31 protein-coding genes are annotated in these 26234 nt (G+C 67.9%); 12 read left to right on the top strand and 19 right to left on the bottom strand.

Going from position 1 to position 26234, the window contains the following annotated elements; translation table 11 throughout:
* Positions 1-2: 2 nt before the first annotated feature.
* On the top strand, positions 3-1025 hold the full coding sequence (gene lipA, locus HMPREF9336_RS06215) for a lipoyl synthase (RefSeq protein ID WP_007470091.1): 1023 nt from the start codon (positions 3-5) through the stop codon (positions 1023-1025).
* 10 nt (positions 1026-1035) lie between these two features.
* Here the strand turns inward: lipA and HMPREF9336_RS06210 are convergent, their stop codons facing one another.
* Both HMPREF9336_RS06210 and HMPREF9336_RS06205 read right to left on the bottom strand, forming a co-directional pair.
* Positions 1036-1725, bottom strand: a complete 690-nt coding sequence (locus HMPREF9336_RS06210; RefSeq protein ID WP_021030206.1) for an MOSC domain-containing protein — start codon at positions 1723-1725, stop codon at positions 1036-1038.
* A 13-nt stretch (positions 1726-1738) separates the two neighbouring features.
* Positions 1739-3802 (bottom strand): MDR family MFS transporter, encoded by a 2064-nt coding sequence (locus tag HMPREF9336_RS06205; RefSeq protein ID WP_007470087.1) that lies wholly within the window; start codon positions 3800-3802, stop codon positions 1739-1741.
* Positions 3803-3890: 88 nt separating this feature from the next.
* On the opposite strand from HMPREF9336_RS06205, the gene HMPREF9336_RS06200 reads away from it, so the two are divergent.
* From HMPREF9336_RS06200 to menE, 7 genes are all read left to right on the top strand, one after another.
* Positions 3891-4634, top strand: a complete 744-nt coding sequence (locus tag HMPREF9336_RS06200) for a DUF4191 domain-containing protein (RefSeq protein WP_007470085.1) — start codon at positions 3891-3893, stop codon at positions 4632-4634.
* An 84-nt stretch (positions 4635-4718) separates the two neighbouring features.
* Positions 4719-5972 carry an HNH endonuclease signature motif containing protein gene (locus HMPREF9336_RS06195; protein WP_021030205.1) on the top strand — a complete coding sequence of 418 codons (1254 nt, stop codon included), beginning with the start codon at positions 4719-4721 and terminating at the stop codon, positions 5970-5972.
* Positions 5973-6191: 219 nt separating this feature from the next.
* Complete coding sequence (locus HMPREF9336_RS06190) at positions 6192-6590, top strand: VOC family protein (RefSeq protein WP_007470078.1); 399 nt, start codon at positions 6192-6194, stop codon at positions 6588-6590.
* Positions 6591-6726: 136 nt separating this feature from the next.
* Positions 6727-7986, top strand: a complete 1260-nt coding sequence (locus HMPREF9336_RS06185) for an inorganic phosphate transporter (protein ID WP_007470076.1) — start codon at positions 6727-6729, stop codon at positions 7984-7986.
* Positions 7983-8270 carry a hypothetical protein gene (locus HMPREF9336_RS06180; protein WP_007470074.1) on the top strand — a complete coding sequence of 96 codons (288 nt, stop codon included), beginning with the start codon at positions 7983-7985 and terminating at the stop codon, positions 8268-8270. The genes HMPREF9336_RS06185 and HMPREF9336_RS06180 overlap by 4 nt, the downstream gene beginning before the upstream one ends.
* Before the next feature lie 67 nt (positions 8271-8337).
* Positions 8338-8652, top strand: coding sequence for a DUF3349 domain-containing protein (locus HMPREF9336_RS06175; protein WP_007470072.1), 315 nt, complete (start codon positions 8338-8340; stop codon positions 8650-8652).
* Entirely contained in the window at positions 8645-9796 is a 1152-nt protein-coding gene (gene menE / locus HMPREF9336_RS06170; RefSeq protein WP_007470070.1) for an o-succinylbenzoate--CoA ligase, read from the top strand. Before HMPREF9336_RS06175 ends, menE begins: the two co-directional genes overlap by 8 nt.
* Before the next feature lie 24 nt (positions 9797-9820).
* Here the strand turns inward: menE and HMPREF9336_RS06165 are convergent, their stop codons facing one another.
* The 3 genes from HMPREF9336_RS06165 to HMPREF9336_RS06155 all read right to left on the bottom strand — a co-directional run bounded on the left by HMPREF9336_RS06165 (position 9821) and on the right by HMPREF9336_RS06155 (position 11903).
* A complete protein-coding gene (locus tag HMPREF9336_RS06165; RefSeq protein WP_007470068.1) occupies positions 9821-10252 on the bottom strand; it encodes a DoxX family protein in 432 nt (143 codons plus the stop codon).
* A 49-nt stretch (positions 10253-10301) separates the two neighbouring features.
* Positions 10302-11060: a DUF1906 domain-containing protein gene (locus HMPREF9336_RS06160; RefSeq protein ID WP_007470066.1), complete on the bottom strand. Its 759-nt coding sequence runs from the start codon at positions 11058-11060 to the stop codon at positions 10302-10304.
* 108 nt (positions 11061-11168) lie between these two features.
* Entirely contained in the window at positions 11169-11903 is a 735-nt protein-coding gene (locus tag HMPREF9336_RS06155) for a DUF1906 domain-containing protein (protein ID WP_007470064.1), read from the bottom strand.
* 97 nt (positions 11904-12000) lie between these two features.
* Between HMPREF9336_RS06155 and HMPREF9336_RS06150 the strand changes: the two genes are divergently transcribed.
* Positions 12001-12498: an Imm61 family immunity protein gene (locus HMPREF9336_RS06150; RefSeq protein ID WP_007470063.1), complete on the top strand. Its 498-nt coding sequence runs from the start codon at positions 12001-12003 to the stop codon at positions 12496-12498.
* Between the two features lies 1 nt (position 12499).
* Here the strand turns inward: HMPREF9336_RS06150 and HMPREF9336_RS06145 are convergent, their stop codons facing one another.
* Positions 12500-13207 (bottom strand): DUF1906 domain-containing protein, encoded by a 708-nt coding sequence (locus HMPREF9336_RS06145; RefSeq protein ID WP_021030204.1) that lies wholly within the window; start codon positions 13205-13207, stop codon positions 12500-12502.
* 106 nt (positions 13208-13313) lie between these two features.
* Complete coding sequence (locus HMPREF9336_RS06140; RefSeq protein ID WP_021030203.1) at positions 13314-14186, bottom strand: HpcH/HpaI aldolase/citrate lyase family protein; 873 nt, start codon at positions 14184-14186, stop codon at positions 13314-13316.
* Positions 14187-14242: 56 nt separating this feature from the next.
* On the opposite strand from HMPREF9336_RS06140, the gene HMPREF9336_RS06135 reads away from it, so the two are divergent.
* Positions 14243-14527 (top strand): hypothetical protein, encoded by a 285-nt coding sequence (locus HMPREF9336_RS06135; RefSeq protein ID WP_007470058.1) that lies wholly within the window; start codon positions 14243-14245, stop codon positions 14525-14527.
* Positions 14528-14574: 47 nt separating this feature from the next.
* On the opposite strand, the gene HMPREF9336_RS06130 is transcribed toward HMPREF9336_RS06135, so the two are convergent.
* From HMPREF9336_RS06130 to priA, 7 genes are all read right to left on the bottom strand, one after another.
* Positions 14575-15501: a class I SAM-dependent methyltransferase gene (locus HMPREF9336_RS06130; protein WP_007470056.1), complete on the bottom strand. Its 927-nt coding sequence runs from the start codon at positions 15499-15501 to the stop codon at positions 14575-14577.
* Positions 15502-15609: 108 nt separating this feature from the next.
* The gene (locus HMPREF9336_RS06125; RefSeq protein ID WP_007470054.1) at positions 15610-16512 is read right to left on the bottom strand and encodes a LysR family transcriptional regulator; all 903 of its coding nucleotides are present in this window, start codon (positions 16510-16512) and stop codon (positions 15610-15612) included.
* A 102-nt stretch (positions 16513-16614) separates the two neighbouring features.
* Complete coding sequence (locus HMPREF9336_RS06120) at positions 16615-17292, bottom strand: MmpS family transport accessory protein (protein ID WP_007470052.1); 678 nt, start codon at positions 17290-17292, stop codon at positions 16615-16617.
* 68 nt (positions 17293-17360) lie between these two features.
* Positions 17361-17906 (bottom strand): MmpS family transport accessory protein, encoded by a 546-nt coding sequence (locus HMPREF9336_RS06115; RefSeq protein WP_040584659.1) that lies wholly within the window; start codon positions 17904-17906, stop codon positions 17361-17363.
* A gap of 41 nt (positions 17907-17947) precedes the next feature.
* On the bottom strand, positions 17948-18310 hold the full coding sequence (hisI, locus tag HMPREF9336_RS06110) for a phosphoribosyl-AMP cyclohydrolase (protein ID WP_007470048.1): 363 nt from the start codon (positions 18308-18310) through the stop codon (positions 17948-17950).
* Positions 18307-19068 (bottom strand): imidazole glycerol phosphate synthase subunit HisF, encoded by a 762-nt coding sequence (gene hisF / locus HMPREF9336_RS06105; RefSeq protein ID WP_007470046.1) that lies wholly within the window; start codon positions 19066-19068, stop codon positions 18307-18309. The genes hisI and hisF overlap by 4 nt, the downstream gene beginning before the upstream one ends.
* The gene (gene priA / locus HMPREF9336_RS06100; protein ID WP_007470044.1) at positions 19065-19796 is read right to left on the bottom strand and encodes a bifunctional 1-(5-phosphoribosyl)-5-((5-phosphoribosylamino)methylideneamino)imidazole-4-carboxamide isomerase/phosphoribosylanthranilate isomerase PriA; all 732 of its coding nucleotides are present in this window, start codon (positions 19794-19796) and stop codon (positions 19065-19067) included. The genes hisF and priA overlap by 4 nt, the downstream gene beginning before the upstream one ends.
* 182 nt (positions 19797-19978) lie before the next feature.
* On the opposite strand from priA, the gene HMPREF9336_RS06095 reads away from it, so the two are divergent.
* Positions 19979-20266: a hypothetical protein gene (locus tag HMPREF9336_RS06095; RefSeq protein ID WP_007470042.1), complete on the top strand. Its 288-nt coding sequence runs from the start codon at positions 19979-19981 to the stop codon at positions 20264-20266.
* Here HMPREF9336_RS06095 and HMPREF9336_RS06090 read toward each other — a convergent pair.
* The 4 genes from HMPREF9336_RS06090 to HMPREF9336_RS18670 all read right to left on the bottom strand — a co-directional run bounded on the left by HMPREF9336_RS06090 (position 20263) and on the right by HMPREF9336_RS18670 (position 23400).
* Entirely contained in the window at positions 20263-21486 is a 1224-nt protein-coding gene (locus HMPREF9336_RS06090; protein WP_021030199.1) for an acetyl-CoA C-acetyltransferase, read from the bottom strand. The two genes, HMPREF9336_RS06095 and HMPREF9336_RS06090, sit on opposite strands and share 4 nt — an antisense overlap.
* 92 nt (positions 21487-21578) lie before the next feature.
* Positions 21579-22208, bottom strand: coding sequence for a TetR/AcrR family transcriptional regulator (locus tag HMPREF9336_RS17420; protein WP_021030198.1), 630 nt, complete (start codon positions 22206-22208; stop codon positions 21579-21581).
* Positions 22175-23041: a lysophospholipid acyltransferase family protein gene (locus HMPREF9336_RS06080; protein ID WP_169727298.1), complete on the bottom strand. Its 867-nt coding sequence runs from the start codon at positions 23039-23041 to the stop codon at positions 22175-22177. Before HMPREF9336_RS06080 ends, HMPREF9336_RS17420 begins: the two co-directional genes overlap by 34 nt.
* 44 nt (positions 23042-23085) lie before the next feature.
* On the bottom strand, positions 23086-23400 hold the full coding sequence (locus tag HMPREF9336_RS18670) for an LIM domain-containing protein (RefSeq protein ID WP_007470033.1): 315 nt from the start codon (positions 23398-23400) through the stop codon (positions 23086-23088).
* A 181-nt stretch (positions 23401-23581) separates the two neighbouring features.
* Between HMPREF9336_RS18670 and HMPREF9336_RS06070 the strand changes: the two genes are divergently transcribed.
* Complete coding sequence (locus tag HMPREF9336_RS06070; protein ID WP_007470031.1) at positions 23582-24040, top strand: nitroreductase/quinone reductase family protein; 459 nt, start codon at positions 23582-23584, stop codon at positions 24038-24040.
* A 920-nt stretch (positions 24041-24960) separates the two neighbouring features.
* Here HMPREF9336_RS06070 and HMPREF9336_RS06065 read toward each other — a convergent pair.
* Positions 24961-26211, bottom strand: a complete 1251-nt coding sequence (locus HMPREF9336_RS06065; RefSeq protein ID WP_244431599.1) for an amidase domain-containing protein — start codon at positions 26209-26211, stop codon at positions 24961-24963.
* Positions 26212-26234 lie beyond the last annotated feature (23 nt).

The following is a 26234-nucleotide window of genomic DNA, read 5'->3' as shown; positions in this document are numbered from 1 at the left end:
CGGTGACGATCGCACCGGAAGGACGCAAGCTCCTACGACTGGAAGCGCGCAACGCCCAGACCCCCATCGAGCGCAAACCGGAGTGGATCCGCACCACCGCGAAGCTCGGCCCGCAGTACAACGAGCTCAAGTCCCTCGTGAAGGGCGCAGGTCTGCACACGGTCTGCGAGGAGGCGGGCTGCCCGAACATCTTCGAATGCTGGGAGGACCGCGAGGCGACCTTCCTCATCGGCGGCGAGCAGTGCACCCGGCGCTGCGACTTCTGCCAGATCGACACCGGCAAGCCCGCCGCGCTCGACCGCGACGAGCCACGCAAAGTCGCCGAGTCGATCCAGACCCTCGGCCTGCGCTACGCCACGATCACCGGCGTGGCGCGCGATGACCTGCCAGACGGCGGGGCGTGGCTGTACGCCCAGACGGTGCGCGCGAACCGCGAGTTGAACCCGGACACCGGGATCGAGCTGCTGATCCCGGACTTCACCGGCGACAAGGATCAGCTCGGCGAGGTGTTCGGCGCGCGGCCCCACGTGCTCGCGCACAACCTGGAGACCGTGCCAAGGATCTTCCGCGAGATCCGGCCAGCGTTCCGCTATCAGCGCAGCCTCGACGTGATCACCGCCGCGCGGGAAGCCGGGCTGGTCACGAAGTCGAACCTGATCCTCGGGCTCGGCGAGAACCCCGACGAGGTGGCCGCGTGCCTGGCGGATCTGCACGCGGCGGGCTGCGAGATCCTCACCATCACGCAATATCTGCGCCCAAGCCCGCGCCACCATCCGGTCGCGCGGTGGGTCAAGCCGCAGGAGTTCCTCGACCACGCGAAGACCGCGGAGGATCTCGGTTTTTCCGCTGTGATGACCGGTCCTTTGGTGCGCTCCTCGTACCGCGCGGGCAGGCTCTACGCGAAAGCCGTGCTGGCCAGGGGCGAGACGCTGCCCCCGGCCATGGCGCACCTCGCCGAGGAGGGCACGGCCCGGCAAGAAGCCTCTGCCGTCTTGGGACAGCATATGGCGCGTACGGCAGGCTGAGCAGTTTTCTTCAGCTCAGCAACTTGTTCGCCACCTGACGGGCGAATCTCGCCTTCGCGTCCCTCGCAACTTTCACGGGCAGGTCCGGAGTGGCGAGGAGCTGTTTGAGCCGGTCTTTGGCAGCCGAGCCGTCGAAGAGCCCCCGGACGGTCACGCCGTGCTGGGGCCGCGAAACCACGTCGATCCGGTCGCCCGCCGCGACCGAGCCCGGCTCGACGACCCGCAGGTAGGCCCCGGTGTCGCCCCGTTGGGTGAAACGCCGGATCCAGCGGTCCTCCTCGGACCAGCGGGCGAAGGTCATGCAGGGGATCCGGGGGATCGTCACCTCCAACACGAGGCCGTCCTCCCCCACCGCCCACCGTTCCCCGACCACCGCGTCGGTGACCTCGATCCCGCTCACTCGGAGGTTCTCGCCGAACCAGCCCGCAGGCAGCGGGCGGCCGAGTTCCTGCGCCCACCGCAGCGCCTCATGCTCCGCGTACGCGTACACCGCCTGGTCCACGCCGCCGTGGTGCTTGGTGTCGCAGACGTGGTCGCCGTCCAAACCGAGTTCGCGCACCAAGACTCGGCCCTCGACGGGGCGTTTGTCGATGGCCGAGTCCTTCAACGCGAACCGAGCGGGCCCGGCGAGTTTGCGCTCCTCGTGCACGACGCACACCGCGTCGACGCAGCCTTGGACCGAGAGCACGGGTTCCGTCATCTTCCCAGAATAGCTACCGGGAGCCCGCCAATGCGGGCTCGTCCGCCTCCGGTTTCCAATCGGCCTCCTCGATGAGCCAGCGCCGCGCGATGCTCCGCAACGCCGCGTCGACCTGGTCTCGGTCGGCTCTGGCCTCGTACCCGGTGCATTCGGCCAGCTTCGCCATGAGGAACTCGCCTTGGCGTTTGACGAGCAGTTCGGCCTTGGCCGCGCCGGCAGGGGTGAACGACAGCTCGTCCCCGGCGCGGACCACGTCCCCGCTCGCCACGAGCGCGTCGAAGACCGGCACGAGCACTTCCGGGGGCAGTTGGTGTTTGCCCGCGATGCCGCTGAGCGTCGCGCGGCCGAACACTTGGATCGCGCGGCTGAGCCTGAGCAGCCCCCAGACCCCGGCAACGCCGAGCCCGATCCCCGGCGTCTGCGCTAGATGCCGCATCCGGACCCCGTGCGTGTTGCGCAGCTGCCAGCTGACCGCGACTTCGAGCTGTTTCTCGGGCGTGCTGCCCGACGGCACGCCGAAGCCTTCGCCGAACTCGACCGCCGGGGAGTTCGATTGCACCAGCGGCTTCTCCTTGAGCAGCAGGGCGAGCAGGAAGCCGAGGACCGCGACCGGGGCCGCGCAGAGGAAGACCAAATCGAGCGACTGCGCGTATGCCGCCACAATCGGGCGGGCCTGCTCGACGGGCAGTTGGTGCAGGATGCGCGGGGACTCCGCGGCCTCGGCGGGAGCCCCGGAGGCGGCGAGCGCCGCAGGCGTCCGCGCGCTGAGGAAAGCGTGGAAGAGCGTCCCGAACACGGCGGCCCCGAACGAGCTGCCGATCGTGCGGAAGAACGTCACCCCGCTGGTCGCCGACCCGAGATCGGCGAACTGCACGGTGTTCTGCACGACGACCGTGAGCACTTGCATGGACAAGCCGATCCCGACGCCGAGGACGAGCAAGATGGCGGACTGGTAATAGATCCGGTGCGGGGAGGTCCCGTCCATCTTGGACAGCGCGAGGAACGCCACCGTCATCACGGCCATCCCGGCCACGGGGAACACCTTGTAGCGCCCGGTCCGGCCGACGAACGAGCCGACCGCCGTTGAGGTGAAGACCATGCCGAGCACCATCGGCAAAGTGCGCAAGCCCGATGTCGTTGGCTCCGCGCCGTCCACGAACTGCATGAACGTCGGCATGAAGGTCAAGGTGCCGAGCATCGCGAAGCCGACGGTGAAGGCGAGCGCGCAGCAGACGCTGAACACCGGGTCGCGGAAGAGCCGGGGCGGGAGCACCGGCTGCGCCGTCCTGGCCTCGACCCAGACGAACAGCACGAGCGCGGCGGCGGATCCTGCGAAAAGCCCCACGATCGTCGGAGAGCCCCACGGATACGTCGAACCGCCCCAGGTGGTCGCGAGGGTGAGGCCGGTGACTCCGAGGCCGACGAGGAGGATCCCCCAATAGTCGATGACCGGGCGGGCCGCCTTCGCGAGCGCCGGAATGGCGGTCGCGGCCACCACGAGCACCGCCGCCCCGACCGGGAGGTTCACCCAGAACGCCCAACGCCAGCTCAGATAGTCGGTGAACAAGCCGCCGATGACCGGGCCGACGACGGAGGTCACCGAGAACATGCTGCTGAGGATCCCCTGGTAGCGGGCTCGGTCGCGGAGCGGGATCACCTCGGCGATCAACGCCATCGAGGTCACCAGGAGCCCGCCCGCGCCAACGCCCTGCACCGCGCGCCACGCCACCAGCGCGGTCATCGACCCGGCCAGGCCGCAAAAGACGGAGCTGACGACGAAGCACGCCACCGAGGCTTGGAAGACCCGCTTGCGCCCGTAGAGGTCGCCGAGCTTGCCCACCACCACCGTCACGATGGTCTCGGTGAGCAGATAGCTGGTCACCACCCAGGACTGCCGGCCCGGACTGCCGAGCTCGGCCACGACTGTCGGCAGAGCGGTGGCGACGATGGTCTGGTCGAGCGCGGCGAGGAGCATGCCGAGCAGGACCGCCGTGAAAATCAGGTTCCTGCGCCGCCCGTCCGTCTCGACGCTGGCCAGCCGGGTTTCCCGCTCGACAACTGCTGTGGAGGAAGGCATCCGGGCAACCGTACCCCGCAAAGCTGGCCGAATCCTGTCAGCAGCCTGCGAGTGGCTCCGGCTCGGGTGAAAGAGGTACCGTACGTATATGCCGAAACCTCCAGCCTCGACGAGCAAAGAAGCGAAAGCCGCAGCCAGACTCGCGCGCAAGCGCCAGTCGAAGGAGCGCCGCCAGCAGCTGTGGCAGGCGTTCAATCTGCAACGCCGCGAGGACCGCTGGCTTTTGCCGCTCATGATCGGGGCGCTTGTCCTCGGCATCGCGATCGGCTTCGGGATCGGCCTGGCCACTGGCGGCATTTGGTTCTTCACCCCGCTCGGCGTCCTCGGCGGCCTGATCGGGGCGTTCGTGGTGTTCAGCCGCCGCATCCAGCGCACGGCGTACGCCAACGCGGAAGGCAAGACCGGCGCGGCGAGCTGGGTGCTCGAACAGCTTCGCGGCGCGTGGCGGATCACGCCAGGAGTCGCGGCGAACGGGCAGTTCGACGTGGTGCACCGGGTCGTCGGCAGACCCGGCGTGATCCTGGTCGGCGAGGGCGTCGCGACCCGGACGCGGGGGCTTGTCTCCCAGGAGAAGCGCAAGATCGCGAAACTCGTCGGCGACACCCCGATCTACGAGGTCATCGTCGGAAACGAGGAAGGGGACATCCCGCTTTCGAAGCTGCAGCGCCACATCCTTCGGCTGCCCAACAACATCGACACGAAGCGCATGGACGCGCTTGAGGCGAAATTCGCCGCGCTGGGGGCCCGCCCCACCCCGTTGCCGAAGGGCCCTCTGCCGCAGGGGGCGAAGATGCGCAACCTTCAGCGCGCGACGCGGCGCACTCGGGCCTGACCTCGGCGTAAGCGGGGTCGCCCCGCATTATTTTGACACGCATTTCCCTTGTGACGTTGGGCACTTTCTGGTAGAATCGAACGTATGATCATCACGATGGGGATCGTGTCGGAGGACATGTTCAGGAGCCTCCGGGCGGAGTCGTGTTCTGACGCGAGGGACGTGCTCGCGGCGCTGAAAGCGTGCGAGCGGGCCGAAGCGATGTTGTTGTCCTGCAAGGCGAGGTTGGTTGCCATGGCCGCCGAGAAAGTGGCGGAGCGGAAGTTGGCGGAGGAGCGGCAGGGCGGGAAGGGGATTTTCTCTTTCTCCATCCGCGAGGCGGCGATCCTCGAACTCGCCCCGGCGTTGGGGGTCTCTTCTCGTGAGGCGAAGGGCATGTTGTCGTTCGCGGAGAACATGACCGAGCACTACCCCAAGCTCGGCGCGAGGCTCGCCGCTGGGGAGGTCACCGCGAAGACCGCCCGTTTGGTGGGCAAGTCGTTGGAGTCCGCTCCTGCGGGATGGCGGGAGAAGCTCGACGTCTGGCTCGCCGAACGCGCTCCGCGTTGGCGTTTGTGCTCGCAGTCCAAGGTCCAGGGCTTGATCGAGGCGCAGTACGTCCGCTGGGACTCCGAATGGACCCGCGAGCGCCGCGAGAAGGCGCACGCGGAACGCGGCTTGTTCTTCCAGCCGGTCGGGGACGGGATGGCGAAAATCTGGGGCGCCATGCCCCTCATGGAAGCCGCGATGGTGAAAGACAAGCTCGACGCCGTCGCCAGGACCGTCTGCCCCGGAGACCCCAGAGCCATGTGGACCCGCCGGAGCGACGCGCTCGCCGCCCTCGCCGGGCACGGGGAAGACAAACTCCGCTGCGAATGCGGACGCGACACTTGCAAAGCGGCGCAAAGGCCTGTGCCCCAGGCCAAACCCGTCGAACTCGTCGTGGACCTCGCCGTCCTCGCCAACCTCTCCGACCTCCCCGCTTGGCTCGACGGATCACCCATCGACCCCGAATTGGCACAGAAATTGGCCAAAGCGTCGAAAACCATCCGCTTCACCACCACCCCCGAACAGTACAAACCGACCCAGGCGGTCGAAACCCACGTCAACGCCCGCGACAAACACTGTCGATTCCCCGGCTGCCACCGCCGAGCGAGAACAGAACTCGACCATACGCACCCCTTCAACCACCACAACCCAGCATCAGGCGGACAAACCGTCCCCCAAAACATAAAACGACTCTGCCGACACCACCACCGCGCAAAAACCCACGGCAAATGGCGAGACACACAAAACCCAGACGGCACCATCACATGGACATCCCCCACCGGCCAGCACTACACCACCAACCCCGGCTAAAACACGCCGCAGGCACCACCATCGAACACCGCGCTTGCCTGGACACCCCGTTCCAACGCGCCCACCCACACGACAAACAGCGAGACAACACCCCCGGCCGATCACGGGAAGCACCCAGCCCCGCAGCCCCCGCAAGACCGGCCAACCGACCAGACCCATGTCACGACGCCAGGCTGATGTGCTGTCGGCGAAAACATCCCGCCTCGTAGGATCAAAGTCATGGATATTCTTGCGAGCCGCTTTATCCTTTATCCCGCCGATTACGCGGAGTCGCTTCGGTTCTATCGGGACGCATTGGGCCTGGCGATCTTTCGGGAGTATCCGGGCGGCACGGTGTTCTTCGCCGGGGGCGGCCTGATCGAGCTTGCTGGACACGGGCCGGCCAGCGCGGCCGAGACGAACAAGGCGGCGGCGATCCTGCTTCAGGTGCGCGATGTGTACGCCGTCGAGCGCGACTTGCGCGCACGAGGGATCGCGGTCGAGCGCGAGGCAAAACAAGAGCCGTGGGGTCTGCACGAATTGCGGCTCCGCGACCCCCAGGGCACGCTCCTGATCTTGGCGCATGTGCCGGAAGACCACCCGCAGCGCCGAGCCGGGAGTATCCCCGCCCAACCGTGATTTCCCACGTGGGCGGCAGGTTTGACATGGAGCGTTTCTGAACATTGCATGAACACGAGTTGTCCTCCGGTGGACCTGGACGACAACCCTCGACCCCGGACTGGACATCGCCAGACTCGCCCCGCACAATGCATGTGTGAACACAGAGCTCATTGTCTTGGCGCTGGTCATTATCACAGCACTCGGCTTCGATTTCACTAACGGATTCCATGACACGGGCAACGCGATGGCCACCTCCATCGCCACGGGGGCGCTCAAGCCGAAGGTCGCCGTCGGCCTCGCCGCCGTCCTCAACTTGGTCGGCGCTTTCCTCTCCACAGAGGTCGCGCTTTCCGTCGCGACGAAGATCGTCAAAATCTACGACGCCAAGACCGGGCACGCTCTGAAGGGGGTCGACCCGAGCGTCCTGCTCACCATTGTGTTCGCGGGTCTGATCGGCGCGATCCTGTGGAACGTCCTGACCTGGCTCCTCGGCCTCCCCTCCAGCTCCTCGCACGCGCTTTTCGGCGGGCTCATCGGCGCGACCATCGCAGGCCTGGGGGTCGGCAAGGTGCTGTGGAGCGGCGTGCTGAAATCTGTGGTCATTCCCGCCGTGGTCTCCCCCATCGTCGCCGCGATCGTCGCCGCGACCGGCACCTGGCTCGTGTACGCCATCACCGCAAGGGTGACCGGCTCCGCCAGGGAGCGCGGGTTCCGGATCGGCCAGATCGGCTCGGCCTCGCTCGTCTCCCTCGCCCACGGCACCGGCGACGCGCAGAAGACGATGGGCGTGATCACCCTCGCCCTCGTCGCCGCGAACCACGCCACCACCGACGAGCACGGCGCTCCGGTGGTGCCGTTCTGGGTCGTGGCCGCCTGCGCCATCGCCATCGCCCTTGGCACCTATTCCGGGGGTTGGCGAGTCATCCGCACGCTGGGCAAGGGCTTGGTCGAGATCGAGTCCCCGCAGGGCATGGCGGCCGAGGCTTCCGCAGCGGCGATCATCCTGAGCTCCAGTTACGGCGGCATGGCGCTGTCCACCACGCACGTGGCGACCGGCTCCATCCTCGGCACCGGGATCGGCAAGAAGGGAGCCGAGGTCCGGTGGGGCGTGGCGGGCCGAATGGCCGCCGCATGGATCGTCACCCTCCCCGCCGCCGCAGTGGTCGGCTGGCTCTGCTTCCAGATCGCCCGCCTCGTCCCCGGCCTCGGCGGGCCGATCACCATCTTCGTCCTGCTCCTTGCCGCCTGCGGCTGGATGTGGCTGCGTGCCCGCAAGCACAACGTCAGCCCGGACAACGTCAACGCGGAATGGGACGAGGAACTCCCGTCCGTCAACGCCGCTCAGACAACGACCGAAGCGGCCGCCCCTGAGAAAGCGACGGTCGGCGCTGGCACGAAAGGATCTGCGGAATGAACCAGTTCAATGCCGAATACTTCCTCGGCGTGGGAAAGGCAGTCGTCACCGTGCTGGTCGTCGGTGTCCTCTTCGGCGCTGGCCTGCCCGCCCTCTTCGCTGCCGGGCTGAACAGCCTTTACGGCGGCGAGCCTGAGGTCGGCGGAGTCGTCGCGGCCACGAAGAACCCCGCCCGGATCGCCCTCGCCTGGGCCGCCTTCGCGCTCGTGATCGCCCTCATCGCCTTCGGCATCCTCGTGATCATCTTCGGCAAGCCGCTGTTGCAGGCTGTCGGCTTGGTCTAAACTGCTCAGCACCGCATGGCGTCGTGCGGTGCGACAAACCGTAGCGCCACGGAAAGAGGTTCCCGCTATGCCGCTTCCTCCGCCATTGAAGGCGATCGTGAAGTGGTTGCGCGCCGGGTATCCCACGGGCACGATCCCCGAACAGGATTACGTGCCGGTGTTCGCGCTTTTGCCGCGCAAGCTCTCCGAGCAGGAGATCCGCGAACTCGCGGACCTGTTGAACGAGACGACGCACGGGGCCGCCTCCCCGATCGACATCGGGGTGTTCATCACCAAGATCACCAACGAGCTGCCGAGGGCCGAGGACGTCGAGCGGGTCCGCAGCCGTCTCGGCGATCTGGTGTGGGAAGACGAAGACACCGACGGCAGCACGAGTGCCTGAGCGGGCGCTCCGAGCACTTCCGGTTCCCGACGGGCAACGGGCGCTCGACCTCCTCCCCGCACTGCGCGCGGCGGTCGACGGCGAAAGCGCGGCCGCCTGGCTGCCGGTTCCCGAATCCGATCCCCGCCACGCGGCGCGGCTCTGCGCGGCGCTGCGCGAAGGAGAGCCCATCGGCGAGGACGTCGCGTTCGTGCTCGCCACATCCGGCAGCACCGCCGAGCCGAAAGGCGCCCTCCTCTCCCCCGCCGCCCTCGCCGCGAGCCGGGCGGCCACGCATGCCCGCCTCGGCGGCGAAGGCTCCTGGCTGCTCGCTCTGCCCGCCTGGCACATCGCGGGACTCATGGTGCTCCTGCGGGCCGCGCTGGGCGGCGCGGAGCCCGTGGCGCTGGACGTGTCGGCCGGCTTCGACCCCGCCGCGCTGCCCGCCTCGGTCGCGGCGTTGGGCGCAGGAAGGCGCTACACCTCGCTCGTGCCGAACCAGCTGATCAAATCGCTCGCCCTGCCCGCAGCGCGGGAGGCGTTAGCGGAGCTGGACGCGGTGCTCGTCGGCGGGGGCGCGTTGGCCCCGGACGTCCGGGCCGAGGCGGAGGGGGCGGGCGTGCGCGTCGTCACCACGTACGGCATGAGCGAGACCTGCGGCGGGTGCGTCTACGACCGGATCCCGCTCGACGGCGTGCGGGTCGAGATCGACGGCGAGCGCAGGATCCATCTCGGCGGGCCGATGCTCGCGAGCGGCTACCGCGGCATGCCCGAGCATCCGGCCTTCGCCCGACCGGGCTGGTTCGCCACGTCGGACGCGGGAAGGTTCGAGGACGGGCGGCTGCGGGTGCTCGGACGGCTGGACGGCGGGATCTCGACCGGCGGCCTGACGATCGCCCCGGAAGTCGTCGCGGCGGCGCTGGCGAGCCATCCCCTCGTCCAGGACTGCGCCGTCGTCGGCGTGCCGGACCCGAAGCTCGGCGAGCAGGTCGCCGCCGTCGTGGTCGCCGCAGGCCCGCCGCCGACGCTCGCGGAGCTGCGCGAGCACGTGACGCGGCTCGTGGACGCGCATGCCGCGCCCCGCGCGCTCAAAGTCGTCGCGGAGCTGCCCCGCACCGCCATCGGGAAAGTGGACCGCCAAGCGCTCCTGCGCTTGTTCCGGTGAGGCCCCGGCCGAGGTCCGGCCCGGTCACTCCCGAGCGCCGAACCACTCCGAGCGTCCGAAGAATGTCTTGTCCAAGCTGAGCCTGCCTGGGCCCGCGACGGTCAAGGCGAGGGCCGCGACGCCGAACCCCAGCGGGAGAGCGCCTTTCCAGTCGGCGGACACCGCCTCTGGGAAGGATTTCGGGAGATGCTGGGTGAGCACCGCCCCGAACATGGCGGCCACCGCGAAAAGCCCGCCGAGCGGGGTCAACAAGCCCAGCGCGAACAAGACGCCGCCGCCGAGCTCTCCCGCGGTCGCCACGAACGCGGAGACCTCCGGGAACGGGACGTTCCCCGCCTTGAAGCCCGCAACCGTCGCGGAGTAGTCGCTCGCTTTGGCCCAGCCGTAGGGGATAAGCAGAAGCGCGAGCCCGAGCCGCGCCAGCAACAGTCCAATGTCTCGAATGCCTCGCGCCACCAGCGCCGCCTCTCATGGTCGGAACATATCCGACCGAAGCATAACGGACTTAGGCCTCCAGCGAGCGCCACTGGCCGTAGTCGGGCTTCAAAATGACGCTGACATCGCACTGCACGTCGTCGATGACGCGCAGGTTCCCCTTGGAGTTCGGGAGTTGATGCAGGTTCGCCGCCGCGTGCTCGGCCCCGGAGGGGTTCCCCCAATCGTGCTGCCAGAAGTACGAGCCGAGCCCCGCGTCCAAGCACCAGTCGATGGTCTTCGGGTTGCAGTAGACGCCAAGGTGGTCGTTGCCGACCACGTCCCGCCACGCGGTCAAATACGGGTTGATGAGCTGATCGAAGAGATCCTTGTCCGGATCGTCGTCAATCGCCGCGTAGATCACGCCGTCTGCGGGGCCGCTCGCCGCCAGATGCAGCTCGACGCCACGATGCGCCGCGTCCACGCCGCCGTCGTAGCCCTCGCGCCAATCCGCCGACTGGTTCTTCCCCCACTGATACACCGAAGTCACGGTGAGGCCGTGCCCCCGCATGCCCGCGACCTCGTCGGCGGTCACCGGCTTGGCGAGCATCCATTGCTCGGTCGGCCTGCGCTCGCTGACGTAGCGGACCGCCCCGAGATGCCCCGCCTCCTTGATCGCGGCAGGATCCGGCACGCGCGCCGAGAAGTCCACCAGGGTGCCGAGCCCCCAATAGCCGCCGTCCCCGTTGTCCGACTCCTGGTCGGCGCGGGCGGGCGCTGCCAGCGCGCCGACCCCGAGGAGCGGCGCGGCCCCCAGACCGCGCAAAACGTCTCGCCGTGTGAGCGTCATGCATTTCCCCATTCATCGATGATCACAATCGTGACCATTTCGATATCTTACGGAGATATTTTTAGCAGACGCGGGCGAGCTTGGCGAGAGGACTGAGCGCCGGAGAGATCACCACTGGCCGAACGACATATTGAGAATACTGCTCACATCGCACTCGATGCCGTCGATGTGCTGGACGAACCGCTTGTCGCCCGGGTATTGGTGCAGATGCGCCGCCGGGTGCACCGTCAACGAGTCGTTGCCCCAGTCGTGCTGCCAGAAGTACGAGCCGAGCCCCGCGTCCAGGCACCAGCCGATGACCGGCGGAGAGCAGAACACGCCTAACCGGTCATGGCCGATCACTTCCTCGAAACCGGTCAGATAGTCCGCGATGCAGTCCTCCCACACCTCGATCGGCGGGTTGTCGTCGATGCAGGTGTAGATGGCGGCGTGGTCCGGGCCGCCCGCGGCCTGGTGCAGCGCCACTGCCCGCCGGGCGGCTTTGACACCCGCGTCGTGGCCGCGCCGCCAGTCCGCGGACCTCTCCCCGCCCCACTGCCAAACCGAGGCGATGAGCAGGCCTTGGGCGCGCATCGCGTCGGCGGCGGCCCTGGTCAGCGGCTTCGCCTTCATCCATTCTTCGCCGCGCGCCTGGTCCGAGATGTAGCACATCGACCCCTTGTGCCCCGCCGCCGCGATCGCGGCGGGCGACGGGAAGCCCGCCGAGTAGTCGAGCATCGTGCCAAGGCCCGGGTCGATCTTCGAGGGAGCGCGTTTCTTCGGAGCTTTCGGAGCCTCGTCTTCGTTGTCGTCGTCGTCCGGATCGGCCCAGGCGGGAGCCGCCTGGACGAGCCCTGCCGCCATGGCAGCTCCGCCAATCCCCCGCAATATCTCTCTTCTCGACAGGGTCATAAGGCTATTCATAGCAGACGCTGCTGTGAGCGGACCGTAGAATACGGGTATGGAAGCCGCTTGCCTTTCCGACCGGTTCCTCGCCTGGCTCGCCCGAGCGGGTTGGGTGGTGAGCCGGTTCGACGACGACGGGGCGTTCGACGACGCGGGCAACTGCGCCATCTGGAAGGAAGACGCCGAGGGCAGGACTCTGACCAGCTTTCTGTTCCACGCCCGAGAGGACGGCTGGTTCGAGGTCGCGGACGGGAACGCCAGGCGCGACCTGTTCGCGACGGGCGAACTCGAAGCCCTTGAGCGGTATTTCTGGGGTTTTCTCGCCGAGGAGATCCGGAAGAAATCGGGGCTTCCCGAACTCGTCGCGCCGACCGAGCCGGCTCCTGGGTACCGGATCGAGGACGGGCTCCTCGCCCCGTCCGGGGCGGTCGTCGCCCGAGGCGACGGGCAGTGCCTCGTCGCCCTGTCCCACTACCTCGCCCCGACGCTCGACGAGCTCGAGGCTTCGCTGCTCCACCCCGAGGGCAAGCCGCTCTTCGCCGTGCGGGGCTGAGTCACCAGGAGCCGAAGGACGGCTTGAGGATATCGTTCACGTCGCATTGGATCCCGTCGACCACGGGCTGCGGCTGCATGGAGGCGGCTCGCTGGTGCAAATGCGCCGCCGGGTGCGTGGCGTAGCCGGGATTGCCGTAGTCGTGCTGCCAGAACCATTTCCCGACTCCCGACCGCAGACAGAAGTCGATGGTCCTCGGGTTGCAGTACACGCCGAGCGCGTTCGGCCCGACGACCTGCTGCCAGCCGCGCAGGTAGCCGAGGATCGGCCCTTGCAGCTCCGCGTCCGAGGGGTTGTCGTCGATCGCCGCGTAGATCGGGGCTCCGGCGGGGCCGCCCGCGGCGAGGTGCAGCGTCACGCCGCGTTGCGCGTGTTTGAGCCCTGCCTGCTGCCCGCCCTTCCAGTCCGCCGTCTCGTTCTTGCCCCACTGGTAGCAGGAGACCACCACGAGCCCCGCCGCCTTCGAAGCCTGGACTTGGTCCCTGGTGAGCGGTTTCGCCCGCAGGCCCGGCGTGCGGGGGTCGCTGACGTAGCGGATCGTGCCGATCGCCCCGGCTCCTCGGATCGCCTCCGGGCTGGGGACGCCGCCTGCGAAGTCCAGCAAAGTGCCGAGCCCGGCCGCTCGTGCTCGAGGGGCGGCGAGCCCGACGGCGGAAGCGAAGCCCAGTGTCGCGGCTCCGCGCAGCACTGCGCGTCGATCAAGGGTCATGCGCAGAGCACAACATAACGCCGCGCCCCCACGCGGCCATGACAAGCTGCTGTGGCCGAGCTGTGATCGAACCGAGCCTCCTCCGGCAGGAGAGCGCTGCCCTCGGTCACAACTGCGCTTGCGCGAGGATCGTTCTGGCCCGGAGCACCTGCGGGGCGTCGACCATCTCGCCCTCGACCCGGACCGCGCCGCCCGACTGCCCCGCCACCACTCGCTTCGCCCAGTCGATCTCCCGCTGGGTTGGGGCGAACCCCGCCGCCGCGGCGGCGACCTGCTTGGGGTGCAGGCACAGTTTGCCGCCGAACCCGAGGGTTCGCGCATGGGCGACTTCGCCCGTCAACACGTCCACATCGTCGAGCTCCACCGTCGGCCGGGCGAGCGGCTGGGCCAGCCCCGCCGCCGCCGAGGCGTTCACCAGCCTCGACTCCGCGTAGCCAAGCGCGACGGGGACCGGGGACGCGCCGACGTCCGCCGCGTAGTCGAGCGCCCCGAACGCGAGCCTGGCCGTGTGCGGGTGCGAGGCGATCTGGAACGCCTCCTCCACCCCGAGCGCGCTTTCGATCAGCGCGACGAGCCGCGCGCCGGGGCCGAGCAGTTCCGCCGCCCTCGCCACGCTCCGCAGCACTGCTTTCGGCGTCATCGCCGCCAGCAGCGGCCCGCCCGCCTTGGCGAAGGGGGCCAAAGCGGCCAAATCTGCCTCGCCCTCGGGAGAGAACGGGTCGTTCGCCCGGACGACCCAGCCCGGCGACGGCTGTGCCGCAGCACGCAGCTGGTCGACCGCAGCGGCCCGCGCGGCTTCTTTGCGCTCCGCCGCGACCGCGTCCTCCAGGTCGATGATCACGATCTGCGCGCCGCTCGCGGCGGCTTTCGCGAACCGCTCGGGGCGATCCCCCGGCACGAACAGCCACGTCCTCGCTTGGCGGAGGAGGCCGCTGTCGCCCCGCCCGGTCTGTCCCGGCGTGCGCCTGTTCTCTGTCATCGCTCCATTGTGTCGGGTCATGGCGCGGCTTTGGGAACCGCGTTCCCCTCTGCCGCGTGGCGGACGGTGCGGCCGCGTGTCAGTCGTCCTTGGACGCGCTGCGCTCCATCCCCCACGCCACGATGGGCGCCGCGCCGAGATCCTCGGACGGCGGCATAGTCGGCATGGTGAACGAATACGTCGAGCTGCTGGACGATGTGCTCGAAGCCGAGCCCCGCCCCTTCCTTTCCGCGTCGAGCGCCATCAGGAAGACCACGCCGCACGCGACGATGAGCACGAGTATCGAGAAGGCCGCGCCCGCTTATTTTATGCCGTATTCCGCGCCGCTCGGCTCATTCTAGGACCGAGAAAGGAGCGGTCGGCCGAGCGCCGGAGCCGGGGCTTCGGCTCAGCGCGGCAGGGACGCGACGAAGTAGCGCATCTTCTCGCTGATTTCGCGCACTTCCTCGGGCACCTCGGGGATCGGCACGCCGTACTTGGTCGCGAGGTCGAACGGGTTTTGGTCGTGGATGGCCCAGCCGCGCTCGCCGAGCCATTCGACCGGGTCGGCGCGCTCGTCGTTGTAGAAGAGCCCGGAGATGTCCATCTTGGCGAACGGGCTTTCGTTGTCCGGGTCGTACTTCTCCTCGATCCGCCGGAAGGACGACGGATCGAAAGCGCCCCGGAAGGATTCGACCGCGATCTGGCTGCCGGGGGCGGAGAGCTCGACGATCCGCTGGAACAGCAGGTCTTGAGCGGCTCCCGGCAGATACGGCAGGAGCCCTTCCGCCGACCACGCCGTCGGGACGGCAGGGTCGAACCCCGCCGCCTTCAGCGCGGCGGGCCAGTCGTCGCGCAGGTCGACGGCCACCTCGCGGCGGTCGGATTTCGGGGTGGCTCCGAGCCCGGCCAGGACTTGGCCCTTGAACGCGAGCACCTGCGGCTGGTCCACCTCGAAGACGATCTCGCCCTCGGGCCAGTCGAGCCGGTGCGCCCGCGCGTCGAGGCCCGCCGCGAGGATGACCGCCTGCGGCGCGCCCGAAGCGGCGGCGGCCAAGAAGAACTCGTCGAAGAATTTCGACCGGATCCCCATATGCCGGGGCGGCCCGAAGGCCCCCCGCTCGGCGGTCTCCGGCTTGTCCATCAGCGCCAGCAGGTTCGGCTCGCCCGCCGCGCGGACGAAGCGCTCGGCGAACTCGTCGCGCACCAGCCCGTCTGCGCGTTTGGTCTCAAGAGCCCGCATCGCCGCGACGCCGAGGGCGGTGAAGCCCACGCTGCTGACGATGTCCCAGCTGTCGCCTTCGGAACGGGTCCACGAGGTGTTCGATGTCGTCATTGCTCGCGCCTTTCAACTTGTTGTGTGGCTGACAACAACAATATAGCACTTTTCCGGAACGGTCGTTCATGATAAATAAAAAACCCGCCCGACCTCGACCTTCGGGGCTCAGCCCCGAGAACGCCGTTCGAAAGCCCACTGGAGAGAGAACTGCTTGAAATCCTGCACCAGGCCCGAGAGCGCCATGCCGGACTTGAAGACCAAGCCGACCTCCCGTTCGGCCCCCGCGTCTTCCAAGGGAAGGACAGCGACATTGCCCGGCTGGAGGCCGCTGGCCTCCTCGTCCTCGAGCGGAATGAGCGCCACGCCGAGCCCGGTCGCCACTAAGCCCCGGATCGTCCAGAGCTCTGTGGATTCGAACGAGATTTTCGGCTGGAACCCCGCTGCGGCGGCCAACTCCTCGACCAGCCGCCGCATGCCGTGGCCTTGGGTCATCATGACGAAGGGCTCGCGGGCCGCGTCGGCGAGGCGCACGCTGCTCTGCGCCGCCAAGCGATGCCCGGCGGGCACCGCCAGACAGAGCTTTTGCCGCAAAAGCGGCTGCCAAGCCAGCTTCGGGTCGTGGGGCCGAGGCGCGACGACCCCGAGGTCGAGTTCCTCGTCCACGATCCGCCTGCACACTTTGTCCGACGCGTCCTGGGTCAGCTCGAAATTGACCGAAGGATGCTCCTCCCGGTACCCGCTGACCAGTTTCGGCACCAGCCACATGCCGAAGGAATGCAGGAAGCCGAGCCGGACGACGCCGGGCGCGGCGACCATGTCTTCGATCGTGCGGACTGCGGTCTCCACCTCGGCGACCGCGCGCCGGGCATGGGTGTAGAGCACACGGCCGCGTTGGTTGAGCGCCAGCCGTTTGCCGTGCCGGTCGAAGAGCCGCGTGCCCAGCCTGCGCTCAAGCCGGTCCAACGCCCTGGACAAGGCGGGCTGCGACATGTTGTGCAGCCGAGCCGCCTCAGTCACATGCTCGGTCTCGGCGAGTGTGATGAACCAATCGAGGTCGTCGTTCAACATGTGTGCGCCTGAGTCATAGATGCGCCTTTATCAGGTAGGTTACTGACGATAAGCGTATCCCCTGGCGGGCAATCTTTCACGCCATGATCGCCGAGACCCTACTCACTGCCCTGGAGCAACGGGAGCGGGCGGGAGCGTGGAGACCCTGGGGGCCCCTGGAGCCAGCGGAGCCGCAGAGGGCGCGGGAGCCGCAGACGAGGCCGGGGGCGCGGGCAAAGTGGTGTCGACGTTCAAGCTCACCGCGCACGTCGCGGTCGCGTTCGGCCCCTGCGCGGTGTCTTGCTTGACCACCGTGCCGTTGACCAGCACCCGGCAGGTGATGCTCCCATCGCCCGGAGCCGCTTGCGCCTCCCCGTCCTCGGGGTCGACCGGCGCGGACTGCGGCAGCGTCGCGTACACCGTCACGATGGACATGGGCGGGGCCACCGCCACCTGCTTGGTCCACGGCAGCGGGACCGGACGGAATCCGACGATCTTGCCGTCCTCGGTGTAGTTGACGTTCGCCGTCGTCACTCCGGGAAGATCGCTCACGACCTGGTAGGAGACCACTGCGGAAGTCGGCACGACGGTGTCGATGATCCCGGTGGTCGGCGCGACGTAGGTGGACGGCATCGTGCCGCCGCCGCCCGGCGGGGGCGGGGGCACGGTCGGCGAGGTGGGGACCGCCTCGGCCTCGCGCATCAAGGCGGAGCCGCCGTGGCCGAAGCCCAAACCGGCTCCGCACGCGCCAACGATCACGAGCGCGCCAAACGCTTGGGCGCGACGAGCGTTCATAAGCATGTCGGCACCCTATCAGAGAAAACCTGGGAATTCCTTGGGTGAATCGGAGCAGTCCGCGAAAGCCGGGCTCAATCAAAGAAGCGGATCGTCACAGCGCAACGGGCCGTGTGGTTGACCCCGCTGACGGTGCGCTCCTGCACGAGCTTCCCGGAGACCCAGATGCGGCAGGTGGCCGAACCCCCGGTCAAACTGGAGTCGCCCTGCCTGCGGGTGTCGCCGTTCGGGGCGATGAGCCAGTCGTTCGTCTCGGGGACTGTCGCGAACATCGGCATGAACTGCACCGGCGGCCAGGCCAACGCCTTCCTGCGGAACGGGAGGACGAACCCTTGGATCCGGTGCATGCCGCCCTCGCCGACGAACTGGATGTCCGCGGAACGGGTCGTGCCGGTGACCTCGTACTCCACCGGCACGCTCGGCTGGTCGGAGTAGATGACCACCGGGTCGTCGGGGTCCACGGGGCCCGCGTTGTTCCAATACGGCGGCGAGCCGCCGTCCTCGTCGTCATCGTCGTCGTCCGCCCAGGCCAGCGGGACCAAGCCCAACGGCATGAGGGCTCCGAGGCACAAGGCTCCTAGTCGCAACGGGGTCGACGTCCGGGACACACGCTTGCTCATCCCGCTATCTTCGCACACTCGCCCGACGCGAGAGAGGCGGCTCACACTTCGGGCTGCAGCAGCACTGCCTCGTCGAAGCATGTGCGCGCCCCGGTGTGGCACGCGGCCCCGGCCTGGTCGACCACGAGGAGCACCGTGTCCCCGTCGCAGTCCAACCGGACCTCGTGCACCTGCTGGGTGTGGCCGCTGGTCTCCCCCTTGACCCAGAGCCTGCCCCTGGAGCGGGAGAAATACGTGCCTCGGCGAGTGGCGAGGGTGAGGGCGAGCGCCTCGTCGTCCATCCAGGCCATCATGAGCACCTCTCCGGTGCCGCGCTGTTGGACCACGGCGGCCACCAGCCCGTCCTCGGTGCGCTTGAGCCGCGCCGCGATGGCCGGATCGAGCGTCGGAGCGGGTTCGGTCATCGGACCACGACCTCTTCGGCGGCCATCGCGGCTTTCACCTGCGCGATCGTGAGCTCCCCGAAGTGGAAGACGCTCGCGGCAAGCACCGCGTCCGCGCCCGCCCGGATCGCCGGGGCGAAGTGCTCGGGGGCTCCCGCCCCGCCGGAGGCGATCACCGGCACCGGCGCGACCGCGCGGACGGCCTCGATCATCTCCAGGTCGAAGCCGGTCTTCGCGCCGTCGCGGTCCATGGAGGTCAGCAAGATCTCCCCCGCCCCGCGCTCGACCGCCTCCTGCGCCCACGCCACCGCGTCGAGCCCGGTCCCTTTGCGGCCGCCGTGCGTGGTGACCTCGAAACCGCTCGCGACCCCTTCGGCCCTGCGGGCGTCGATCGCGAGGACCACGCATTGCGCGCCCCATCGCTCCGACAGCTCGCCGAGCAGCTCGGGGCGGGCGACCGCCGCCGAGTTGACGCTGACTTTGTCCGCCCCGGCCCGCAACAAGGCGTCCGCGCTCGCCACGTCCCGCACCCCGCCGCCGACGGTCAACGGGATGAACACCCGCTCGGCGGCGCGGCGGACCATCTCCAACGTGGTCTGCCTGCCGTCGCTCGAAGCGGTGATGTCGAGGAAGCACAGCTCGTCGGCCCCCGCCGCGTCGTAAGCCTCGGCCAGCTCCACCGGATCGCCCGCGTCGCGCAGGTCGACGAAGTTGACCCCCTTGACCACCCGGCCTTTGTCGACGTCCAGGCAGGGGATGACTCTGGTCGCCAACGTCATACGGCGACCGCCGCCAATGCTTCTTCCAAGGTGAAGTTGCCCGCATACAGCGCCTTGCCGACGATGGCACCCTCCACGCCGCGCGGAATCAGCCCGCCGATCGCGACGAGGTCCGCCACGCTCGACACGCCTCCGGAGGCGATGACTTTGGCCGAGGTCTTGTCCGCCACCTCGCCGAGTAAGCGCAGGTTCGGGCCCGCGAGCGTGCCGTCCTTGCTCACGTCGGTGACCACGTACCGCGCGCAGCCTTGCGCGTCGAGCCTGGCGAGCGCCTCCCACAGGTCCCCGGAGTCCGAGACCCAGCCCCGTCCGCGCAGGCGCCAGCCGGCGCGCTCGTCGTGCAGCACGTCCAGGGCGATGGCGATCTGCTCGCCGTGCTCGGCGAGCGCACGCGCGGTCCACTCCGGGTTCTCCACCGCCGCAGTGCCGAGGTTGACCCTGGCGCAGCCGGTGGCCAGCGCGGCGCGCAACGCGTCGTCGTCGCGCAAACCGCCCGAGAGCTCCACTTTCACGTCGAGCTTCCCGATGATCTCCGCCAGCAGCTCGCGGTTGCTGCCCCGCCCGAACGCCGCGTCGAGGTCCACCAGATGGATCCACTCCGCGCCCGCCTCCTGCCACGCCAACGCCGCCTCGAAGGGGTCGCCGTACGAGGTCTCGCTCCCGGCTTCGCCCCGGGTCAAGCGCACGGCTTGGCCGTCCACCACGTCGACGGCGGGCAAAAGGATCAAAGGCTGGTTCGTTGGCACGGAACCATTGTGCCGCATATGCGGATATGCGGAATGCCCAGTCCGAGACATGCCCCTGGCCACAGGTTGTGTGGCTAGGGTCTCATTTCACGAATACTTATGCTATCCATCATAGTGATATCGCGTCTATAGCGGGAACGAGACCTGGTCGTTATGATTCTGTTATGTCGCAGCTTATGGATTTCGGGTTCTACGAAACAATCGTTCACCAGGACAAAGAGGGGTGTTGGATCGCCCTCTACGACACTCGGCGGGAATTGCGCGACAATCACACCGCGCTCGAAGCCGACTTGCTCTTAGACTCGGAGAGCGCGGACCTCGACAAGATCCGAACCCTCCTGCGCGAGCAGCTCGGACTCACCCCGCTTGAGGCGTGGGAGCCCGTCGCCACTCGCTACGGGCACGGCTGGCGGGCCATCTGCGGCGCGGAGCTGCGCTCCATCGCCGCTTAGACCTGGATGAGGACGGCGATCCCCTGACCGCCGCCGCCGCAGAGCGCGGCGGCTCCGATCCCGCCGCCTCGGCGGGACAGCTCCAGCGCGAGATGCAGGAGGATGCGCGCGCCGGAGGCTCCGAGCGGGTGGCCGAGCGCGATAGCCCCGCCGTTCACATTGATCCGCTCCGAGTCGAGGCCCAACGCCCTCGCCGACGCGACGCCGACCGCTGCGAAGGCCTCGTTGATCTCCACGAGGTCGAGTTCGGTCGGGGCGATTCCGGCTTTCGCGCACGCCTTCGCGATGGCGTCGGACGGCTGGAGCTGCAACGTCGAGTCCGGTCCCGCCACCGAGGCCTGAGCGAGGATCTTCGCCAGCGGCTTCAGGCCAAGCGCGGCTGCCTTGGCCTCGCTCATCACCACCAGCGCGGCGGCCCCGTCGGAGAGCGGGGAGGAGTTCCCCGCCGTGATGGCCCCGTTCTTGTCGAACGCGGGGCGCAGCGCCCCAAGGGACTCGGCGGTCGCGTCGGGGCGGAAGCCCTCGTCCTCGGCGACGGTCACAGTGCCCCGCCCGCCGGCGGCAGAGGCACCAGCACCGTTGCGGCCGGGGACCTCGACCGGGACGACCTCGTTCGCGAAGAGGCCGTCCTTCCACGCCTTCGCGGCCCGCTGGTGCGAGGCGGCGGCGAACGCGTCTTGGTCCGCACGGCTCACCGGCTCCCAGCGCGCGCCGGGCGGCTCGGCGTTCACCTGGTCGGTGAAGGCGCCCATCGACTGCTTGGTGAACACGTCGGTGAGCCCGTCGTACTGCATGTGGTCCACCAGCGGGACGTCGCCGAACTTGAACCCGGCGCGGCTGCCCGGCAAGAGGTGCGGGGCCTGGGTCATCGACTCCTGGCCGCCCGCGACGACGACCTCCTGCTCGCCCGCGCGGATGAGCACGTCGGCGGTCGCGACCGCGTCCAGCCCGGACAGGCAGACCTTGTTCGTGGAGATCGCGGGGACCGACCACGGCACCCCAGCCGCGATGGCCGCCTGCCGCGCGGGCAACTGCCCCGAGCCCGCCGTGAGCACCTGGCCCATGATGACCAGCTCCACCGCGTCCGAGGGCGTGCCGCTGCGCTCAAGCGCCCCGGCGATGGCCGCGGAGCCGAGCTGCGGCGCGGAAAGCGCTTTGAGGTTGCCGAGCAGACGCCCGAACGGGGTCCGCGCCCCTCCGACGATCACCGAGCCTGCCATTGCTGCCGCCTTTCTCGCGAGAACGCGAACCTACAGTCGAAATTCGCGGTCCAGCCTACGCCGCGTCTCCGAGGCGCGGCGGCGGTGGCCGATCACAGGCTGCGATGCAGCGCCTCGAGCGCCTCCTCGAGGATCTGCCTTTGGCCTACGACGCTCCCGCCCCGGACCCACATCTCGACGCACAGGCCGCACAGCCTCCCGGCTATGGCGGTGACGACAGCGGCCTGGAAACTATCGTCGGCGCGCTGGAGGACGACCTCCTTGATCTTGTCGTCGAACTGCTCGGCGGCCTTTCCCAGCCGCCGCCCGAGCTTGGGGTTCTTCTCCAGCAGCTCGCCCAGCACGTTCGCGGTCGCGAAATCGGCCCAGTTCTCCCGCAGCGCCTCGAAAGCCAGCACCGCAGTGTCGCTGAAAAGACAATTCGAGGAGTCGAGGAAACGCCGCACCGCCGAGGGCGGCAGCGCGATCTCGCGGAAGCCGAGGACGGCGTCCTCCTTGGACGGGAAATAGTTGAAAACGGTACGGGCCGAGACGTTCGCGCGTTCGGCGATCTCCTGCACCGAGATGTCGTCGAGCGAGCGCTCCAGCGCGAGCTGTCGAGCCGCCCGGTTGATCGCTTCCCAGGTCAAACGCGCTTTTCGCTGCCGCAGCCCTTCGCCGTTCGAGGACGCCGGATTCGCTTCGGCGGTCACGCCGGCATTGCCGCCCGCTGTCTGGCCCATGGCGCGAGATTACGGAACGGGTCGCGCCCCCGCAAAGCCAACAGCTCGGCGAAGCTGGACTCGATCGCCGCTTTCGTCGCCTCCCTGACCGAGTCGACCCACGCGTCGACGGAGGTCCGGGCGGGCTTCGCCGTCTCGATCGGCGGGGAGAACCGCAGGTACAGCCGTTGCGGGTACCGGATCGACGTGCCGGCGACGCCGCGCATCAACGGCGGAACCTCGACGGCCTCGCCGCCGCCGAGCGCCTTGTTCACGGCCCGGACGGCCCTGCTCCACGCCCCGTCTCGCGTGGTGAGGACCCGGTATTCGTAGTCGGCCCCCACGACGGTCGTCGGGATGATCGGGTACTTGTGCTTCACCGCCACCCTGGCGAAGCCCTTGCGCTCGCCCCAGTCGAGCTGGTGGAGCTGGTCTTTGCCTCGGGCTATCTCGCGCGCCCCGCCGGGGAACACGAGGACCGGCTCGTTCGCCGCCATCAGCTTGTCGGCGTTCTCCGGACTGCCCACCACTGCGCCCATCGCCTGGAACATATCGCCGAAGAACCCTTTGAACTGGCCGAACGCCCAGTGGGCGAGCGGGCGGACCGGTTTTCCGACGTGCCGGGACACCTCGTGCATGATCAGCGGGACGTCCGAACCGGAGAGCACGTGGTTGGCGACCAGCAAAAACCTGCCGTCCGGCGAGAGGTTCTCCAGCCCTTCCACGTACGGCTTTCGCAGAGCCTGGACGAAATCGGCCACGAACTGGTACTCGGCGAACTGCCCCTTGAGCCACTCGACACGGCCGCCCGAGCGCTCCTCGGCTCCGTGTTCTTCATGAGCGCAATCTTGCATGAGTGCAAGCATAGTGAGTCCGGCCGGATCCCGCAGATCGCGCATCACCGCCGCCGCGTCGGCGACCGCCGCTCGCGCGCCTGCCAGCACGCCCGGTGCCAGTGCCTGCGCTCCCCCGCCGCCGCGTCGAACGCGGACCACGCCACCAGGTGCGGCTCGCCGACCCTGATCTCGTGGTCGCAGCCGGGGCAGCGGTACACCTTCGTCGCCTTCGCCCCCGGGACCGAAACCACGATGTACTCGTCGCCATCCGCCCCAGACTCCGACGTGGCGTAGCGGAAACTCGACTGCGCGGGCTGCGGGCGCGCGGAACGCCCGCCCTTGCCGCCAGGCGCTGCGCTCGGTTTCCGTCGTGGCACGCGTCCAGGGTACGGGCAAATCGCCCGAACGAAAGCTCGGCGCGACCGCCCAAGAACGCGACGACGACCGGCGGGGCAATTCGCCCTCGGCACAACCCCGGCATGGGAGCCGACCCCTCGCGCGGCGAGCCCGCCCGCCCCGCCATATTGCGGACCACAGGTATCATATACTTTCGGCAGCATGAAAAAACTACTCGCGTACAAGACCCCGAACTGGTCGCTCAAGCTCATGAACGCCGCTCACCGGGCAATCCTCAAGATCAGCGGCGGAAAGCTCCTGCGCACCTACGGAGCCATGAAAATACTGGAACTCACCACCACCGGCCGCAAATCGGGGCAACAGCACACCATCCTGCTCAGCTCCCCCGTCCAGGTCGGCGAGAAATGGCTCGTCGTCGCCTCCAAAGGCGGAGACCCGAAGCATCCGGCCTGGTACCTCAACTTGGCCGCCAACCCACAAGTCACGTTCAACCCGCCGGGCGAACCCCCGGTCAAAGCCCTCGCCAGCACCGTGACCTCGCCCGAAGAGCGCGCCGAGCTGTGGCCGAAAGTCGTCAAGGCGTTCTGGCAGTACGCCTTCTACCAGTACCGGACCGAGCGGCAGATCCCGCTGGTCTGGCTCGAACCCGTCAAAGGCTGAGCCTCCGCTGGACAGCTGAGCACAAGACGATCGCGCCTCAGCCCGGAATCGGCTCGAAGCTCTTCGGGCGGCCAGAAGGATCGCAGCTTCAACGGGTCGGTGCACCTGGCCAACCCCAGAGCGTTGATCGACCACGGCGTGCCGATGCCGCTCGCTGTCGGATCGCTATCGGAGTTGACGAGCTTATCCAGCGCGCGACCTGTCAACGCCGTCCCCCGCCCTCCAACCAGCGTTTTTCAGCACACCGGCCGGGGCCGGACCGACACTTCGCGGAGTTGACACCCCCTAGAGCGAGCACGCTGCTACCAGCGGTTTTCTGAATCGCCATGCGGAGACGCATTCTAAGACTGAACCTTACTGGCCCTTTGCCTACCTGCTCAGATTCGTTGTGACTCGTCTGCGAACCCCAGTGGACTCCCCCGGACGCCGGGGTAAGGCCGGGGCGGATCAGCCTCGCCCTGGTGTCGGCTTCAGCTCGAAGAGCGCGAGTATCGAGCGGTGCCCATCTGGCTCTCACCGTTAGGAATCGGGGCCAGTGACACTACTCCCGCTGCATGGCTTTGGCCCGTTTTCGCCATAGTACTGATTGCTGTAATTATCAGTGAGCATTGTAAAGGGAAGCAGAGCGATGAAGGCTCCGAGCAAGTAGGCAGAGGAGGTAGCTTTGCTTACCTTCCAGTGCGCGATTGCGGCGATGACAAAACATATGAAAGCTGCTGAAAAGATGCTCATGGCAAGCCATAAGGTGGCCCATACGAACCAAGGCACGGGCGGCGTGGGGCAGGGATGTTTGACGTAATCATCGCTCGCTGCCCCATATGCCCATAGGTAGAGGATGAAGCTTATGATGCCTGCGACGAGGAGGAGGGCGGCGATCATTCCCCAGGGGCGAGGTTTGCGAGTGGCTTGCTCGGCGGTGTTCACCATGTGCATTTGGGCCTCACTGCGACGACTTCGGCACCGCCGACATCTTGGGTCTCATAGCTGTGCTCACGGTCTTGGAGGCTGCGGTTGTAGCCGTCCGCGTCGTGTTGGGTGTAGAGGACTTCGCCGTCAGGCAGGACAGCTGTCGCGAACGCCGCGTGGAACGCGGTGCCTTCGGGCTCGTTACCGCCGCGCCCATTCCAATAGAGGACATCTCCTGGCATCGCTTGAGAGACCGGGAGCTGTTGGCCACCGTTGTGTAGCCAGAACTGCTTGTTGTTCTCAGCGCCAGCCCATGTGTGGGTCATCGCGTGTTCTTGAATCTTGGGCACATGCAATTCGGCTGCTGGTGCGAGCGTCCAGTTGTCGGTGTCGTCAAACATTCCCAAACCATTGTCCTTGAACGGAAGCCCGCCACCGTAGTGGAGCACGTTCGACACGAAGTCGGTGCATTTGCTGTCGGGAACGTGGTTGATGCTGTCGTCGTACGCATGGTCTCGGGCGTAGCGGAGGGCTCCGATGTTGCTGTAGCCACGGCTCTTGTCGTCCAGCTGGTCTTTGACCTGTTGCGGGACCCCTGGCAGGTCGAAGAGGTCGACGGGGCAAGCTTTTTTGAACATGTCTTGGCCGGCTTGGCTGAGCGAGCCCCACCATTTCGCCACGTCCTCGGGCGGCAACCCGTCTGGCAAGAGGTCGCGTATCTGGTTCACGGATTTAGTGACCGCGTCGGCTTGGTGCGCGCGGATGCCGTTGATGAATTCGTTGGCCTTGCTCTGGTCCGATCCTGGTGGCGGCGCAGTGTCCACATCGAGGTCTTTAAGTGCGTCTTTGGCGAGACCGTCCGCCTGGGTTGCCGCCTCGACTGCCTCATTGATGAGCCGCTGCGCCTGCTCCTGGTAGTGGACAAGCTGCTCGTGCTCGCCGTAGGGGGCGTTCGCGGGAATACTCACTTGCCCCGAGTCGGAGACCTCCAACCCCTTGCCCTTGGCGAACTCGACGTAGGAGCGTAGTTCGTTCTGCGCGGTGGTGACGGCGTGGCTGAGCGTGTCGAGCGCAGTGGCGGAGCCCCTGTCGATCAAAGCTATCGCGGAAAGCTCGGTGGTCCCCTCTATAAGCCTGTTCTTCGCCATCTCCCCGAGACGGTCGGCCCAATTCTCCTCAACCTTCTTCGTGCCGTTGTCATGGATCTCGTCAGCAGTGCGCTCCAACTTGTCGGCGGCTGCGCGCAAGTCGTTCGCTGCGGTCATCCACTTCTCAGGCTTCGCGTCGC

It is taken from the genome of Segniliparus rugosus ATCC BAA-974 (assembly GCF_000185725.2).
Classification (GTDB): domain Bacteria; phylum Actinomycetota; class Actinomycetes; order Mycobacteriales; family Mycobacteriaceae; genus Segniliparus; species Segniliparus rugosus.
This window is presented reverse-complemented; position numbering and strand designations above follow the sequence as displayed.